The sequence below is a fragment of the Chitinophaga chungangae genome (assembly GCF_017742215.1).
GTDB classification, from domain to species: domain Bacteria; phylum Bacteroidota; class Bacteroidia; order Chitinophagales; family Chitinophagaceae; genus Chitinophaga; species Chitinophaga chungangae.
Window position 1 is genome coordinate 47,073 of the sequence record NZ_JAGHKP010000005.1, and the last position, 15,471, is coordinate 62,543.

At 53.9% G+C, this 15,471-nt stretch carries 15 protein-coding genes; 7 read left to right on the plus strand and 8 right to left on the minus strand.

The features are described from left to right. Positions 1 to 39: 39 nt before the first annotated feature. A complete protein-coding gene (locus J7I43_RS23520) occupies positions 40 to 912 on the minus strand; it encodes an acyl-CoA desaturase (protein ID WP_209148445.1) in 873 nt (290 codons plus the stop codon). A 213-nt stretch (positions 913 to 1,125) separates the two neighbouring features. Beyond that, positions 1,126 to 1,314 (minus strand): hypothetical protein, encoded by a 189-nt coding sequence (locus J7I43_RS23525; RefSeq protein WP_209148446.1) that lies wholly within the window; start codon positions 1,312 to 1,314, stop codon positions 1,126 to 1,128. Between the two features lie 225 nt (positions 1,315 to 1,539). Here J7I43_RS23525 and J7I43_RS23530 point away from each other — a divergent pair, with 225 nt between their 5' ends. Continuing rightward, complete coding sequence (locus J7I43_RS23530; RefSeq protein WP_209148447.1) at positions 1,540 to 3,675, plus strand: catalase; 2,136 nt, start codon at positions 1,540 to 1,542, stop codon at positions 3,673 to 3,675. Between the two features lie 2 nt (positions 3,676 to 3,677). Here the strand turns inward: J7I43_RS23530 and J7I43_RS23535 are convergent, their stop codons facing one another. Next, the gene (locus J7I43_RS23535) at positions 3,678 to 4,679 is read right to left on the minus strand and encodes an AraC family transcriptional regulator (RefSeq protein ID WP_209148448.1); all 1,002 of its coding nucleotides are present in this window, start codon (positions 4,677 to 4,679) and stop codon (positions 3,678 to 3,680) included. A gap of 117 nt (positions 4,680 to 4,796) precedes the next feature. Here J7I43_RS23535 and J7I43_RS23540 point away from each other — a divergent pair, with 117 nt between their 5' ends. Next, positions 4,797 to 5,774 (plus strand): c-type cytochrome, encoded by a 978-nt coding sequence (locus J7I43_RS23540; protein ID WP_209148449.1) that lies wholly within the window; start codon positions 4,797 to 4,799, stop codon positions 5,772 to 5,774. Here J7I43_RS23540 and J7I43_RS23545 read toward each other — a convergent pair whose 3' ends face one another. Beyond that, entirely contained in the window at positions 5,775 to 6,149 is a 375-nt protein-coding gene (locus J7I43_RS23545; RefSeq protein ID WP_209148450.1) for a YccF domain-containing protein, read from the minus strand. A 29-nt stretch (positions 6,150 to 6,178) separates the two neighbouring features. Beyond that, complete coding sequence (locus J7I43_RS23550; protein WP_209148451.1) at positions 6,179 to 7,819, minus strand: ankyrin repeat domain-containing protein; 1,641 nt, start codon at positions 7,817 to 7,819, stop codon at positions 6,179 to 6,181. A gap of 83 nt (positions 7,820 to 7,902) precedes the next feature. Here J7I43_RS23550 and J7I43_RS23555 point away from each other — a divergent pair, with 83 nt between their 5' ends. Next, complete coding sequence (locus tag J7I43_RS23555; RefSeq protein ID WP_209148452.1) at positions 7,903 to 8,301, plus strand: nucleoside deaminase; 399 nt, start codon at positions 7,903 to 7,905, stop codon at positions 8,299 to 8,301. Between the two features lie 50 nt (positions 8,302 to 8,351). On the opposite strand, the gene J7I43_RS23560 is transcribed toward J7I43_RS23555, so the two are convergent. Next, the gene (locus J7I43_RS23560) at positions 8,352 to 9,398 is read right to left on the minus strand and encodes an agmatine deiminase family protein (protein WP_209148453.1); all 1,047 of its coding nucleotides are present in this window, start codon (positions 9,396 to 9,398) and stop codon (positions 8,352 to 8,354) included. Next, on the minus strand, positions 9,395 to 10,273 hold the full coding sequence (locus J7I43_RS23565; RefSeq protein WP_209148454.1) for a carbon-nitrogen hydrolase: 879 nt from the start codon (positions 10,271 to 10,273) through the stop codon (positions 9,395 to 9,397). The genes J7I43_RS23560 and J7I43_RS23565 overlap by 4 nt, the downstream gene beginning before the upstream one ends. A gap of 112 nt (positions 10,274 to 10,385) precedes the next feature. On the opposite strand from J7I43_RS23565, the gene J7I43_RS23570 reads away from it, so the two are divergent. The 4 genes from J7I43_RS23570 to J7I43_RS23585 all read left to right on the plus strand — a co-directional run bounded on the left by J7I43_RS23570 (position 10,386) and on the right by J7I43_RS23585 (position 14,679). Beyond that, entirely contained in the window at positions 10,386 to 11,888 is a 1,503-nt protein-coding gene (locus tag J7I43_RS23570) for a sensor histidine kinase (RefSeq protein ID WP_209148455.1), read from the plus strand. Positions 11,889 to 12,036: 148 nt separating this feature from the next. Next, positions 12,037 to 13,242: a DUF4407 domain-containing protein gene (locus J7I43_RS23575; protein ID WP_209148456.1), complete on the plus strand. Its 1,206-nt coding sequence runs from the start codon at positions 12,037 to 12,039 to the stop codon at positions 13,240 to 13,242. 20 nt (positions 13,243 to 13,262) lie between these two features. After that, positions 13,263 to 13,970: a LytR/AlgR family response regulator transcription factor gene (locus J7I43_RS23580; protein WP_236023470.1), complete on the plus strand. Its 708-nt coding sequence runs from the start codon at positions 13,263 to 13,265 to the stop codon at positions 13,968 to 13,970. Between the two features lie 232 nt (positions 13,971 to 14,202). After that, the gene (locus tag J7I43_RS23585; protein WP_209148458.1) at positions 14,203 to 14,679 is read left to right on the plus strand and encodes a DUF4920 domain-containing protein; all 477 of its coding nucleotides are present in this window, start codon (positions 14,203 to 14,205) and stop codon (positions 14,677 to 14,679) included. Positions 14,680 to 14,764: 85 nt separating this feature from the next. On the opposite strand, the gene J7I43_RS23590 is transcribed toward J7I43_RS23585, so the two are convergent. Further along, positions 14,765 to 15,454 (minus strand): alpha/beta fold hydrolase, encoded by a 690-nt coding sequence (locus tag J7I43_RS23590; RefSeq protein ID WP_209148459.1) that lies wholly within the window; start codon positions 15,452 to 15,454, stop codon positions 14,765 to 14,767. Positions 15,455 to 15,471: the final 17 nt, after the last annotated feature.

Genomic DNA, 15,471 nt, shown 5'->3' on the forward strand with positions numbered 1-15,471 from the left:
CTTGCAGGAAGACGCCCTTTCGTTTATCTGGAAAAATTGCTAAGCAGCTACTTTATTGCTTTCCTTCACTTTCACCGGCACGCCGCGAATATCCCACACAATACCCATCCAGCCCAGCACACGGATCACGTAATAGGTGATGTCGATCTCCCACCAGTAAAATCCCTGGCGCGCCGCGCTTTGATAATAATGGTGATTGTTGTGCCAGCCTTCGCCGAGGGTCACCAGGGCGAGCAACAGGCTGTTCTTGGATTCGTCGCCGGTCTTGTAACGGGGGCGGCCCCATTTGTGCATCAGCGAGTTGATGGTGAAAGTGCCGTGAAACAGCAGGATGGTGCTGAGGAAGAACCCGATGAACAGGGTGGAAAGCCCGGCCGACCAGTCGAACCAGCCCGCGCCGTTTACTTTGTTCCCGATAAAATACACCACGGCGGCCAGTATCACGGGCGGAACGAAATGATATTTATTGAGCCAGAACAGCTCTTTGTGTTTCATGTCTTTGATCAGGTCGTAACGTGTTTCTTTATGTTCCTTGTCCATGATCCAGCCGATATGCGCATGCCAGAAACCGTAGATCTTGGCGGAATGCGGGTCTTCTTCGGTGTCGCTGTGTTTGTGATGCACGCGGTGATTGGCGGCCCACCACAATACGCCTTTCTGGAAACTGCTCTGCGCGCCGCAGGCAAGTATGAACTGGAAGAAACGCGAAGTTTTGAAGGAACGGTGCGAGAAATAACGATGATAGCCGCCGGTCACGAAAAACATCCGGACAACGTACAGCGCCGCGCAAAGTATCCAGTCGAACAGCGTTACGTGCGTGAAAAATGCAAGGAACGGAACGAGATGCATCCCGATAAAATCCATCTCGTGCAGCCAGTTAATTCCTTTCTTTGGAGGAAGGGTCGTATTCATTTCCCAAAAATAATGGACGTTTTCAAAAAGACCAATGATTTATATCAATGATAATATAGACGGGCCCTGTAGTTTTAACATTGTTTTAACGTATTGTTAATATGCCGGAATGCCTGGCTGACGGTGCGGAACGGGCGAATAAAAAAACGGCTCCAGTTATCCGATAACAGGGAGCCGTTTGCAATATATATGGGAGTTGAGATGTAAATGCATTTAGGCAAGAGATTCTTGTGCCTTGGCGCTCATCTTTTTTGCCTTGTGGTTCATCTTGTGATAAGCGTTCCTTGCTGCGTCTTTTACATCATTGAGTGCCTGATCGGCACGCTGGCGGTTTTTCATATACCAGAAAACGCCTGCTGCGGCAGTACCTAATACGGATGCTGCGATAATTATCTTTCTCATGACTATATGATTTAGTTCATGAAGTATAAAACAATGTGCGTGCCAAAAAATGTCAATCAAACCTGAAAAGCCGCGCTGGGTATATATTTCCACACTTCCGTTTTTTTACGTTTCCGCTAAAACCCTGCCCGGCGCGGAAATGCAACAGCAGTACGGGTTTGGCGCATTCATTGCGCCGTTTCACCCTGACAGCACCATCCTCCTGACACTTTACAAATCACGGTTATGGCAAAAGAGCAAAACGGGAAAGACAACCCTAAAAAAGAACAGCTTGAAAATTACACGGAAGACAACACCGGGCAGTTTCTCACCACCAACCAGGGCACCAAGGTAAACGACGATCAGAACACGCTGAAAGCCGGCGAGCGCGGGCCTTCGCTGCTCGAAGATTTTATCATGCGCGAAAAGATCACGCACTTCGATCATGAACGCATACCCGAACGCGTGGTGCATGCAAGAGGCTCCGCCGCGCATGGCGTGTTTAAAGTGTACGACAATAAGCTGGGTAAATTCACGAGGGCGAATTTCCTGACCAATCCTTCGCTGGAAACGCCCGTGTTCGTGCGATTTTCAACGGTGGCGGGCTCCCGCGGCTCCACCGATCTTGCGCGCGACGTGCGCGGTTTTGCCGTAAAATTTTATACGGACGAAGGCAACTTCGATCTTGTAGGCAACAACATGCCCGTATTTTTTATCCAGGACGCGATCAAATTCCCCGACCTCATCCACGCCGTAAAACCCGAGCCGCACAACGAAATGCCGCAGGCCGCCAGCGCGCACGATACTTTCTGGGATTTTATTTCCCTCATGCCCGAATCCGCGCATATGATCATGTGGCTGATGAGCGACCGCGCCATTCCCCGCAGTTTCCGCATGATGGAAGGTTTTGGCGTGCACACGTTCAGGCTGGTGAATGCGAAAGGTACATCCACCTTCGTGAAATTTCACTGGAAACCTTTGCTTGGAGTGCATTCCGTGGTATGGGACGAAGCGCAGAAGATATCCGGGAAAGACCCTGATTTTCACCGCCGCGATCTCTGGGACGCGATCGATAAAGGGTTTTTCCCCGAATGGGAACTGGGCGTGCAGCTGGTGCCGGAGGAAGATGAACATAAATTTGAATTCGACCTGCTGGACCCGACGAAGATCATTCCCGAAGAGCTGGTGCCGGTGCAGCGTATCGGGAAAATGACATTGAACCGCAACCCGGAAAACTTTTTCGCGGAAACAGAACAGGTGGCGTTTCACCCGGGGCACATAGTGCCGGGCATCGATTTCACCAACGACCCGCTGCTGCAGGGCAGGCTTTTTTCTTACACCGATACGCAATTGATCCGCCTCGGCGGCCCCAACTTCCACGAAATTCCCATCAACCGCACGGTTGCGCCGATGCACAACAACCAGCGCGACGGTTTTATGCGGCAGGAGATCAACCGCGGCAAAACGAGCTACCAGCCCAATTCGCTGGGCGGCGGATGCCCCTTCCAGGCGAAAATGGTGGAAGGCGGTTACAGTTCCCATGCCGAAAAGATCGATGGCCAAAAAGTACGCGCACGCAGCCGGAGTTTCTTCGATCATTTCAGCCAGGCCACGTTATTTTACAACAGCCAGTCCGAGCCGGAAAAGACGCACCTGCAGGACGCGTTCAGTTTTGAGCTGGGCAAAGTGGAAACCGTGGAAGTAAGGCGGCGGATGGTGGGCATACTCACCCAGATCGATACGGGGCTGGCCACCAAAGTGGCGGACGCATTGGGGCTGCAGGTGCCCGCGCGGCCGGAGCATCCCATCAATCACAGCATCCCGGCAGACGGTAATCCCCCTGATTTTCAGCCGGTCAAAACAAAAAGCTCCCTGGACCGCTCTGCCGCGCTGAGCATGGCGAATACGCCGAAAGACACCGTTAAAAGCCGTAAAGTGGCGATACTCACCGCCGAAGGCGTGAACGCCGCCAGCGTGGAAACCATGCAACAGGCGCTGGCCGCCGCGGGAGCGGTGGGGGAGGTGATCGCGCCGAAACATGGGATGGTGGAAGCGGGCAACGGTAAAGACCTCCCCGTGAAAAACACCTATCTCACCACATCGTCTGTTTTGTACGACGCCGTATATCTTCCCGGCGGCACGGCCGCGCTGGCGGGCAACGGCGATGCGCTGCATTTCCTGAACGAGGCTTACCGTCATTGCAAAGCCATTGCGGCAGACGCGGATGCGAACGAAGTGCTTCGTTCCACCTGGTTTGCGGAAGGCGAAACGCCCGGCGTATTTATTGGCAATGATGTAAAAGCGCTGGCGGGCCAGTTCATCGAAGGCATGAAACAACACCGCTTCTGGGAAAGGGAAAAGATGGGGAAAGTGCCGGCGTGATCTTATTTCAGCTTCGCCTCCTTCGGCAGCCGCCCCGTCCAGCTTTTGAAGGCGCGGCGGAAGCTGGTATGGTCTGCATACCCGAGCAATAAGGCTATTTCGTTAATATTTTTTTTGTCGTTTTCCAGGATGGCAAGCGCGAGTTCTTTACGGAGATCGCTGCAAACGGCGCGGTAGCTGCTGCTTTCTTCGGCGAGCCGCCGCTGGAAAGTGCGCGTGTTCATTCCGAGATGCGAAGCGGCTACGTGAATGGGCGGCGCCTGGCCTTTGAAATCCGTCAGCAATGCGAGACGCAGCTCTTCCGAAAAAGTTTTGCGCGACGCCAGTTTTTGCTGTTTTTCCGTCAGCAGGTTATTAAATAACGCAAACAACGATTGGTCGTGGCTCAGCACCGGCGCGTCCATTACCGCTCGGGGAAACACCATGCCGTCACGCGGGGCGTTGAACACAAGCTCGCATTGCAATACGCGGCGGTATTCTTCCACATTGTTTTTACTGCAGGTAAACAGCGCTTTTAACGGCCGTGCATGTTGGCCGGTGAGCAGGTTAAACGTGCGGAGGGCGGAAGATTTGCCCACGTCTGCGCCCTGCTGCGCGCTCACCGGGTATTTGCTCCACCACAGTGGCATCGGTTCCATATACTGATACACCAGGTCGCCTTTTATTTCGGCGGTGTAACGGAAAATGGAAGAGAAGGTATTGTTGAAGCCGGATACCGCCGTAATTACCTCTCCGAATGTGCCGCAGGCCTGCAGCAGGTAACCGATCATGCCGTAGGCGGTGGGGCGTGTTTCCTGGCCGATGTGCAGGCCGATGAGCGGGTCGCCCGTCATTTCCACAATATGGTCCCAGAGATAGGGCGAATATTCCCAGGGTACCATTTTTTCCGCATCTTTCAGCGTTTCGGGGTCGATGCCGGCCCTGCGGCAGAGCTGGTGGAAATTGGCGCCGTGTTCTGCCGCGCCGTAAAGCATGTCCCGGATAATTGAAACCTGGAATTCCATGACATCAAAAACATTGAATTGTCGCAAATTACATCTTTTGCGCAGCCGTTAAGCCGCTACTTTTGTTCCCGGCGAACGAATTGAGAAAAAGCGCCGCTGAACCCCCAAAAATCCCGAATGATGAAGCGATTTTTTTCATGGGCGCTCAGGATATTCCTGGGCATCGTGACCGTTATTATGTTGCTGGTGCTGTATATCCAGCTTACTTACCGCCGGAAGTTCGATGCGCCGCCCACGGGCATTGTTGCCAGTAAAGATTCCGCCGTGATCGCGCGGGGAGAGTATATTGTAATGGGGCCGGGCCATTGCTGGACGTGCCATGCGCCGGACGCTATCGAAAATCTGCAGAAAGGCCCGGCCGGCGGCATGTCTGGCGGCGTCGAAATAAAACTCCCTTTCGGCACGCTGTATACGCCGAACATCACGAACGACGCCGCTACCGGCATCGGCACTTATTCCGACGAAATGCTGGCCCGCGCCATCCGCTTCAATGTAAAACACGACCGCACCGCGCTCATCCCTTTTATGAGCTACAATGGCATGAGCGACGAAGACCTTACCGCCGTGATCTCTTACCTGCGCGCTACAACGCCCGTCGTGCATGAAGTGCCGCCGCATAATATCAACCTGCTCGGTAAAGGCGTGATGCGTTTCCTGCTGAAAAATTACGAGCACGAAACGCCGCCGCCCGCCGCCATGAAACCCGATACCACGGCGGAATACGGCAAATATCTCGCGTTCAGCGTCACCAACTGCCACGGCTGCCATACCAACCGCGACAAAAACAACGGGCAGTTTATCGGCACACCTTTCGCCGGGGGCGCGGAAATGCCTTCGAAAAGCGGCGTTTTTTTCACGGCGAACCTGACCCCGCACCCTGAAAATGGCGTGCTGAGCAAATGGAGCGCGGAAGATTTTGTGCGCAGGTTCAGGACGGGCGCCGCGTATCCCGAAAGCCCCATGCCCTGGAAGTCGTACCAGCGCATGACGGACAACGATCTGAAGGCGTTGTATTATTTCCTGAAAACAGTAGAGCCGTCCGCCAACAAAGTGACGGCGTTCAGGCCAAAAACGGCGGAAGAAAAGAAAAATTGATCAGGCGCTGTACAATTCTTTCCCGAAGGGCGTGAACGTAAGCGTGAGCAGCTTGAAATGCTGGCGGGCAAAAGGAATGCCGATGATGGTGATGGTAAGCAGCAAACCGAAGAAAAGGTGCCCCAGCGCGATCCAGATGCCGCCGCAGAAGATCCAGATGATGTTCAGCACCGCCGCAATGCAGCCCGAAGCGCCCTGGATCTCGCGCACCTGCGTGCCGAACGGCATCAGCGTGAGTATCCCGATCTTGAAAAGCTGCAACCCGAACGGAATGCCGATGATGGTAAGGCAAAGCATAAGTCCGCCGAACATGTAGCCAACAAACGTAAAAAATCCGCCGAAGATCAGCCAGATGATATTACCCAATAGATTCATAAGAATAAATGTAATGAAAAAAGCGGCGCCTATGCCTGCTTTTTGGGGTATGTTTTTAACAGCTCGACAATTTCAGTGTGGCCCCTTCTTTCCGCCCAGGCCAGCGGCTGCGCCCATGGGCGGTCGTGCGGCAGGGAAGGATCGGCGCCTTTTTTCAGCAGCCATTCCGCCATTTCCTTTCGCCCGTGTTTCGCGGCGTAGCCTAATGGCGTGGTACAGTTTTCTTCATCTACCGCGTTGATGTCCGCCCCATGTTCCACGAAACTTTCCGCGTTTTCCAGATCGTTGTGCCCGGCGAATTTATGCAAAGGCGTAATGCCCAGCCACGAGCGGAGATTGGGGTTCATGCCATAACTGAAAAGCAGGTTGCGGAGGGCTTTGGTCTGTATCCTTTCTTCCGGTCCTTTTATGCTAACTCCAACGGATATACGTTTTGCAAGATCCGGCTGGTAATGCAGCATCAGTTTAACGAACAGTTCATTCCCCTGGCCCGCGGCGTTTTCCAATGCGTTCGTATCGTTGGCCAATGCAGGATTGGCGGCGAACATGGCAGCTGCGGTGAGCAGGTCGTTGTAATAAGCCAGCAGGTGTACTTTCCGGTAAGCGCCGTATGAACAAAGCAGGTCGATGATGGGCTGGTTTTTATTGCGGATGGCGCGGGAAAGCGCGTCGGCGGAGCTTTCCACTTCCACGTTCGCATGCGCGCCGTATTGCAGCAGGAGTTTTACGGTTTCAATGTCTTCCCGCACCACGGCCGTATAAATGGAATGCCCCATGGGCGCGATGCCCGGCTCGGACAGGTTCGGGTCCGCACCGCGCTCCAGCAGCAGTTTTACCACTTCCCTGTGCCCGCCGGAAACGGCGTTGTTAAGCGCCGAGCCGGACCCCTGGTAATAAGAAACGTAATCGGAAAGGCGGTTTGCCAGCGTTGGGTCTTCGTCCAGCAATTGACGTACGCGTTCGATATTGCCGGTAAGGCTCGCCATGTAGATGTCGATGTTCGCGCCGTGTTTTACCAGCAGTTCGTAAATGTCTTTGGGCGTGGCGGTTCCGTCTGCGGGCACGTCGCGCCAGCCGCGGTAACTGTAATCGCCGTTGCAAAGCTGGATGGGCCGCGCGCCGTCGTAGCGCTGTGCATTGATGTCTGCCCCGCGCCGCAGCAATTCTTCGATCAGCTCCGGCTGCCGCGTCATCACTGCCCAGTGAACGGGCTGATTGGTCGCTTCGTCCGGCGCGTGCAGCAGCTGCGGATTGGCGTCCAGCATTTTTTTTACCTGCCCGATGTTCCTGTCGCGGATCGCCTTTGCCATGTTGTTGCCTTCCGGGTGAACAAGCTGGCCGGTCGCTTTTTCGAGGAGGGTTTGTATTTCGGTGAAGCCACGGTCTTTCGCCATCAGCGATAAAATGTCTGAAGTGCCCGAAGAGACAGGATTTGCACCCTGTTCCAGCAGGAACTTCACCGCCTCCGCCTGGTTTTCTTTCACGGCGAAATACATGGGCGTGCGGTATTCGTATTCACATTTTATCAGTCCCGGGTCGCGGGAAAGCAGCGTGCGGAGCGCAACCACATCGCCGGTGGCGGCGGCCTGGAACATGTTCCACACGTCGATGCCGTTGCCATGCGACCAAATGAGCGGTTCGTTTTTGCTGAGCGCTTCAGGGCGTGTCATAAAAAATGATTTCAGGGTGAGAGGAGCGGTACATCAAATTACCGAAATTCCTTGGTTAATCCAGGATGCCGTACTTTTAATACATGAACGAACATCAACCTTACATGGAACGCTGCATGGAACTTGCCGCCATCGCGCAGTCGGAAGGGGAAAGCCCTGTCGGTTGCGTGATCGTCCAAAACGGGGTCGTTATCGGCGAAGGTATCGAGCAGAGCAAAAAGTACGGCGACATTTCGCGCCACGCGGAAGTAATGGCCGTGCTGGACGCACTGGGCAAGGGTTTTCAGCTTGCAGGCACGGTGTTGTATTCCAATGTGGAGCCCTGCATGCTTTGTTCCTACGTCATCCGCCACCACCGGATCGGTACAGTGGTGTACAGCACGCCCTGCGGCGAACTGGGCGGCACCAATCCGAAATTCAACCTGCTCACCACTAAAGAAATAGCTGCCTGGGAAAGCGCGCCGGAGGTGATCGTGGTATAAGCAAAAAAGGCCGCCCGCGGGCAGCCTTTCGTTTATCGTAAAAAAATATCCTAGATCCCGGGCTCCTGCTGGCTCAGGCAATGGAAGCTGCCCAATCCCCAGATGATCTCCGTACTGTCGATCCCCACTACTTCGCGGTCTTTAAAACATTCCGTGATAATGCGCAGCGCCTCGTCGTCTTTTTTACAGCGGAAGGTGGGCACGATCACGTATTTGTTGCTGATGTAAAAGTTCGCGTAAGATGCGGGCAGGCGCTGATCTTCGAACACCACAGCGTCCGGCATGGGCAGCGTAACGATGTTCAGCTGTTTGCCGCTGAGAAGGCGCATCTGCTGCAATTGTTTGAGGTTCTGCTGCAGCAGCTCGTAGTTCTCGTCCTGTTTGTCGGTTTCGATCACGGTCAGCACCGTGTCTTCGTTCACAAAACGGATGGTATCGTCGATATGGCCGTCCGTATCGTCGCCCACGATGCCTTCTTCCACCCACAACACCTGGTCTGCGCCGTAATACTGGTGCAGGTATTCTTCCACCTGGCCGCGGCCGAGGTGCGGGTTGCGGTTTTCGTTCAACAGGCAGCAGGTGGAGGTGAGAATGGTGCCTTTGCCGTTAAATTCCACCGATCCGCCTTCCATGATAATGCCGGGATTGAACAGCGGCAGCTGGTAATGGTTGGCGATGAGGGTAGGGATGATGTCGTCCTGGTCGAACGGCGGGTATTTGCCGCCCCAGGCGTTGTAATTCCAGTCCACCACGGCTTTTTTCTGCTCCGCCGCGGGGTTCAGCAGGAAAGCGGGGCCATGGTCGCGGCACCACGCGTCGTTGGTGGGATGGAAGAAAAATTCCACGTTTTGCATGTTCACGCCGGCCTGCAGGAGATGCCCGGTGGCAAAGGTTTTCATGGCTTCGTCCGCCACGTTGATGCGCACCTTCTCACTGTCTGCCAGGTATTTTACAAACAGGCTGTAATGCGGGAAAATGGTATGGATCTTTCCGGGCCAGCTGGCTTCTTTATGCGGCCAGCTAAGCCAGGTTGCAGTATGAGGATGGAATTCCGCCGGAAAATAATATCCTAATTGCTTGGGAGTTGGTTGCGTCATGCTTCGTCGTCGATGTATCTTTTGGTAATAGGTTGGTAGGAATCGATCCGCCTGTCGCGCAGGAAAGGCCAATGTGTGCGGTAACGGTCTGTTTTGGCAAGGTCCAGCTCCAGCACGAACACTTCTTCTTCCCCGTGTGAGCTTTGATGAAGCACCGTGCCGAATGGATTGGCGATGAAGGAGCCGCCCCAGAATTTCATCAGCCCGTTCTGCTCAAAACCGGTCCTGTTCACGCTCACCACGTGCACGCCGTTTGCCACGGCATGACTGCGCTGCATGGTTTGCCAGGCATTGTATTGTTCGGTATTGGTATCGCCGTCCTGGCTGGTGGCCCAGCCGATGGCGGTGGGATAGAACAATATCTGCGCGCCCATCAGCGAAGTGATGCGGGCCGCTTCGGGATACCATTGGTCCCAGCAGATAAGCACGCCGATGGTGGCGAATTTTGTTTTGAATACTTTATAACCGAGGTCCCCGGGCGTGAAATAAAATTTCTCGTAATACGCCGGGTCGTCCGGGATGTGCATTTTACGGTATTTGCCGAGGTAAGCGCCGTCTGCGTCCAGCACAGCGGTGGTGTTGTGATACAGCCCTTCGGTGCGTTTTTCGAACAACGAAGCGATGATCACCACGCCGAGCTCTTTGGCCACCGCGCCGAGCGATTCGGTGGAAGCGCCGGGGATGGGCTCGGCCAGTTTGAAGTTCTCATAATCCTCCACATCACAGAAATAAAGGGAGGTGAACAGCTCCTGGAGGCACACGATCTGCGCGCCTTTGGCGGCGGCCTCCCTTATTTTCACGATGGCTTTGGAAAGATTCTGCGCTTTGTCTGCAGAACAGCTCATCTGTACATAACCGACTTTTACTTTTGACATGGTTGCAAAGGTATAAAAAAGGCAGGGTTTCATACCATATTCCCCCTGTTTCGTCCCATTTCGGGAGAAAGCGGACAACTGTTCACTATTATTGCAGTAAAGAAAACGATCCATGGATAAAATCAGGAAAACGGAGTTCTGGCTGGCTACGGCTATTTACCTGCTGGTAATATTTGCCATGATCTTCCCGACCCTATTCAATGAAGGCGCCGGGTACGGTTATTACCTGGCGGACAGGTTCGAAAAGAACCACATGGCATACGACGGGTTTCTGCATTACCTGATGCCCCGAATGCTGATCGCCACAGTGAGTTATGTAACGTTCGTAGCGATCAACAACTGGCTGATCCCATATTTTTTCGAAAGGAAAAATGCGTTGTGGGGAGCGATCTTCACAGCGGCCACGATGTTTTTTTTCTGGGGGATGCTCACGATCGCATTTACCTGGCGGTACGGCTACATGCTGGGATACCGCAGCCTGGGCAGCTTTTATAACATCTGCTGCTGGCGTGCTTTTATTATCGTGTTCACGTCTGCGCTGGGATACGTGGCTTACCACCTGCTGAAAGCCACGTATTTCGGGTTCGTGCACCGCATGCTAGTGGAAAAGAAGATATGGAAAAAAGTACCGCTCGATATCATGTTGCTGGTGATCGTTTGGGCCCTGTCGGCGTTCATTATGGTGGCAGATAGCCGGCCGGCGCGGTTCCACATCGTATTGTGGGGAGGCATGGCCTACATTGTGGCCTACATGGCTTACTGCCGTTATATTTTCCTGCCGCTGTTCAGAAAAGAGCAGACCTTTAAAAAACTCGTGCCCGTCCTGCTGCTGATCCTGACGTTATCCTCCATTTTCGCATGCCTGCTGATCGATGGCTTCACGCGTATCGGGCAAATGGGCGCCATTTATGCGCTGGTCGTTTTTTGCAATGTGATGTTTATGCTGCCCCTGGCCGCATGGGTTTCATATAACCGCTTATCGAGAAAGAATGAGGTGTTGAACCTGGAAAAGGCGCTGGGTCGTTCTTCCGCCAATCTGGACTTCTTGCGCTCCCAGATCAACCCTCATTTCTTGTTTAACGCGCTCAATACGCTCTACGGCACGGCGCTCCAGGAAAACGCGCCCCGCACCAGCGAAGGCGTGCAGAAACTGGGCGATATGATGCGGTTCATGCTGCATGAGAACAACCAGGAAAAGATCGAGCTGGACAAAGAAGTGGGCTACCTGCAGAATTATATCGCGCTGCAGAAGCTGCGCACGCAGCAGTCGCCGGACATCAAGATCGAAGTGAACATCAACGACGCCGACTGCACGCACGACATTGCGCCCATGCTGCTGATACCTTTCGTTGAAAACGCTTTCAAACACGGCATCAGCCTGCGCAACCGCTCCTGGATCGTCGTGTCGCTTTCCTGCGACGAAAACCACATCTATTTCGACGCTTACAACAGCATTCATGTGAAGCCGGACAACGACCCGGAAAAACACAGCCTCGGCATTGGCCTCAACAACGTGCGCCGCCGCCTGCAGCTGTTGTATCCCAACCGGCACGAACTAAGCATCCGGCAGACCGCCACAGAGTTCTTTGTGCATCTCACGATCACGACGAAATAAGATCCTTATTCCCGGCTGATAGAAAATTAACCACAGCCTTACTTGAACGACAGGCATAGGATAGGTATAGGAGAGGTATAGGAGAGCACCGGGAGAATTACGTGAAAATAATATTACAGTATCCATCTTATATACTTAAACGCACAAAATGATCCGACAGCAAAACCCGGAAACCGACGCAGAACCTAAATCGTACGAGCCGGACGGCTTCACCCGCTTCCTTTGGTGGCTGGCCACCGCGGATGCGGACATTCTCAAACAATGCCAGGCAGACCGCGAGCGCTACCGCATTATCGGCATCGCCGTGCTGGTCACCGGCCTGTTCGCCACCCTGGCCTGGGGATATTTTTTCTCCACCGTGGTAAAAGACGACCTCGCCATTGCCGGACTGGCGCTGTTTTTCGGCTTCGCCATCCTTTCCATCGACCGCAGCCTGATTGCCGCCATGCACCGCAACGGCGGCAAACCGCAATTCCTGCCCGTAGCTTTCCGCCTGCTGCTGGCCGTTACCATCGGGCTGTTTATTTCGCAACCCGTAGTGCTGATGTTGTTCAAAAAAGACATCGACGCGCAGATGGTGCTGGACAGGCAGGAGAAAATGGACGTTTTCCGCAAGGAGCAGACCGATTTCAACGCCGCCAAAACCAAAGAAGTACGGCAGCAGATAACGGGTTTTGAAAAACAGCTGGTACAGAAGGAAGAACAGGTGAAAGAATACAAAGACGGCTACATCCGCGAAACAGACGGCACGGGCGGCTCGGGGAAAACCGGGGAATCGGTGATCGCGCGCGTCAAAAAAAGCGAATACCTTAAAGCCGAAGAGGAAATGCGGAAGCTGAAAAAGGAACTGGAGCCGCTGCGACTGGAGCAGGCGGAAAAACTGGCGCTGCTGAAAACGGAAGACAGTCTCAAAGAAGCCGCCTACAGCGCCACGCTCACCGACGGTTTTTTGTCGCAGGTGGAAGCGCTGAACACGCTCACGGAAGAACATCCGCCGCTCAAACAACGTTACCGCCTCATCGTGTTCATCATCACCCTCATCGAAGTAATGCCGCTGCTCACCAAGCTGCTGATGCCGAAAGGGGAATACGATGCAAGACTGGCCGCGCTTACCGAAGGCAGCGTACAGGCGTCGACGCTGGCGCGGGAAAAACAGCAGGAATTGCAGGAACATTACCACGAAGGGGCAACGGTGGCAGACAAGGAAGTGATGGACCATCTTTTCGGGCTGACGGAAAACCAGCGCCGCCGCGAAGCGGAAAAACTGGTGAAGGAATGGGAACAAAAAGACGGCCGCAGTTTCCAGCGTTTGTGGGCATCCGCGCGCAGGCTGCTGCTACTTCATAAAGTGTAATTTGACGTATCTTGGGTACCATGAACATGACCGCCATTGCGATAGACGACGAGCCCGTGGCCCTCAGCGTGATACAGGCGCACGCAGCCAAAGTGCCATTTATGGAACTGAAGGGCGTGTTCACCAACGCATTCGAAGCCATGGACTTTTTGCGGCGGGAAAAAATAGACCTGCTGTTTCTCGATATTAAAATGCCGGACATTTCCGGGCTGGACTTCCTGAGCAGTCTTCACGAGCCCCCCATGACGGTTTTTACCACCGCTTATTCCGAGCATGCCGTACAAAGCTTCGAGCTCGACGCGATCGACTACCTGCTGAAACCCTTTTCCCTGGCCCGTTTCCTGAAAGCCTGCAACAAAGCGCACAGCCTGTTCCAGCTGAAGCAGGAACGCGCGCAGAACCCCGTGCAGGCGGATTATATCTTTATCAAAAGCGGCTACGAACAACTGAAAATACAGTTGCAGGACGTGTTGTACATCGAAAGCGCAGGCAATTACGTGAATTTTGTGCTGGGTGATAAAAAGCTGCTGTCGCGCCTTTCCATGCAGGAGGCGCTGGCGCTGGTGCCGGCGTCGCAGTTCACGCGGGTGCACCGGTCTTACATCGTGGCCAACGGCCAGGTGGACAGGATAGACCGGAACTGCGTGTACATCCGGCAGGCGGTGATCCCGATCGGGGCGGCGTACGGCGAGGCGGTGAACCGCATTGCGGGAGAGGAACGAAGCTGATCGTCAGGGGGTTGTGAAACGAAACAGGCGCTGCGGAAGCAGCACCCGTGTCCTGTCAGTGTACTCGGTTTTAACACTTTCTTGTATAGAATCCAAAATATAAGACTATTGGGAAAAATGCAAATATATATTAAAATAATTTTCGAATTAAGATAATATTAATGTTGAGGCGGATTTTTGTAAAATTGTCATGCAGCGCCTTAAATACGTATATTTGGGCAAATACCTCCAGATGAAAAAGATATGTATGTTATTGCTGGGCGGGCTTTTCAGCGCTACGGCGGTGCTGGCCCAGCAGGAAATAACCCCGGCCCAGCCAGGCGTTACCTACGGAAAGGCCATTACGTCCGGACCGGCTATCGGCATGACGGACCTTCACAACAAATTACAGGCAGACACGGCTTTCACCGGCAAGATCGAGGGGAAAGTGGTGGAAGTGTGCAAGAAAAAGGGCTGTTTCATGAAGCTGGAAAGGACATCCGGCGAGGCGGTGATGGTGAAGTTCAAAGATTACGGTTTTTTTATGCCGCAGAACATCGTGGGTAAAACGGTGGTGTTGGAGGGCGTGGCCAAAGTGAACGAAACTTCCGTTGAGCGGCTGAAACATTTTGCCGAAGATGCGGGTAAAAGCAAGGAAGAGATCGCAAAGATCACCGAGCCGAAGAAAGATATCGTGATCGTGGCAGACGGTGTGGTGGTGGTGAAATAATTCTTCCCGCGAAAATATTTTATGAATGCCTCCCGGTGAAAGCCGGGAGGTTTTTTTATGTCCCGCTTCACGTTTTTAGCATCATTCACAACACCATAAAACTCCTGATCTCCCAGATCAGCACGGCATTGTTCACCCTGTCCAGCGGATGTTTGGTATCCGGCAGCACCGCCATAGAAGCCTGCGGCAGGCTTTTGAACACATGGAGCGTTTCTTCCACGCCCACCATTACGTCGCGGTCGCCGACCATTACGCGCACAGGGATATGGATCGTTGAAAGGTTGTCGGGCGTCAGCAGCGGGTTTGCGCCGAGAGCGGTCATCAGCCCGGCAGTGGCGGGAAGCAGGTCTTTCCAGCCTTCGCCGTGCAGTTCTTCGAGCTGGGCCACGAACGCGGGCGCTTTTTCCCGCAGGAACCCCGCATCCAGCTGCCGTGTTTCTTTCGCGGCGGCTTCGGGGCTCCAGTTGAATTTGGTCGCCAGCGTCTGCACCCGCAGCACCGCTTCCGGCGCCTGCAAAGCAGCGTGCAGCGCCACATAACCGCCCATGCTGTAACCGAATATCGCAACGGGGCCAAGACCGTTTTGCCGGATGTAATCCAATAACTGAGACGTACATGTTTCGATGCTGAGCGGAGACGATGGTAATGGCGTACCGCCGTGACCGTGAAAATCGAAACGGTGAATAACATACTGTTCACTCAATATGGGAACGATCGCATCGAAGTGCCGGGATGAGCCAAGAGCGCCGTGCAACAGCATTAAGGCAGGTTTCATGAAGACGGGGTTTTATA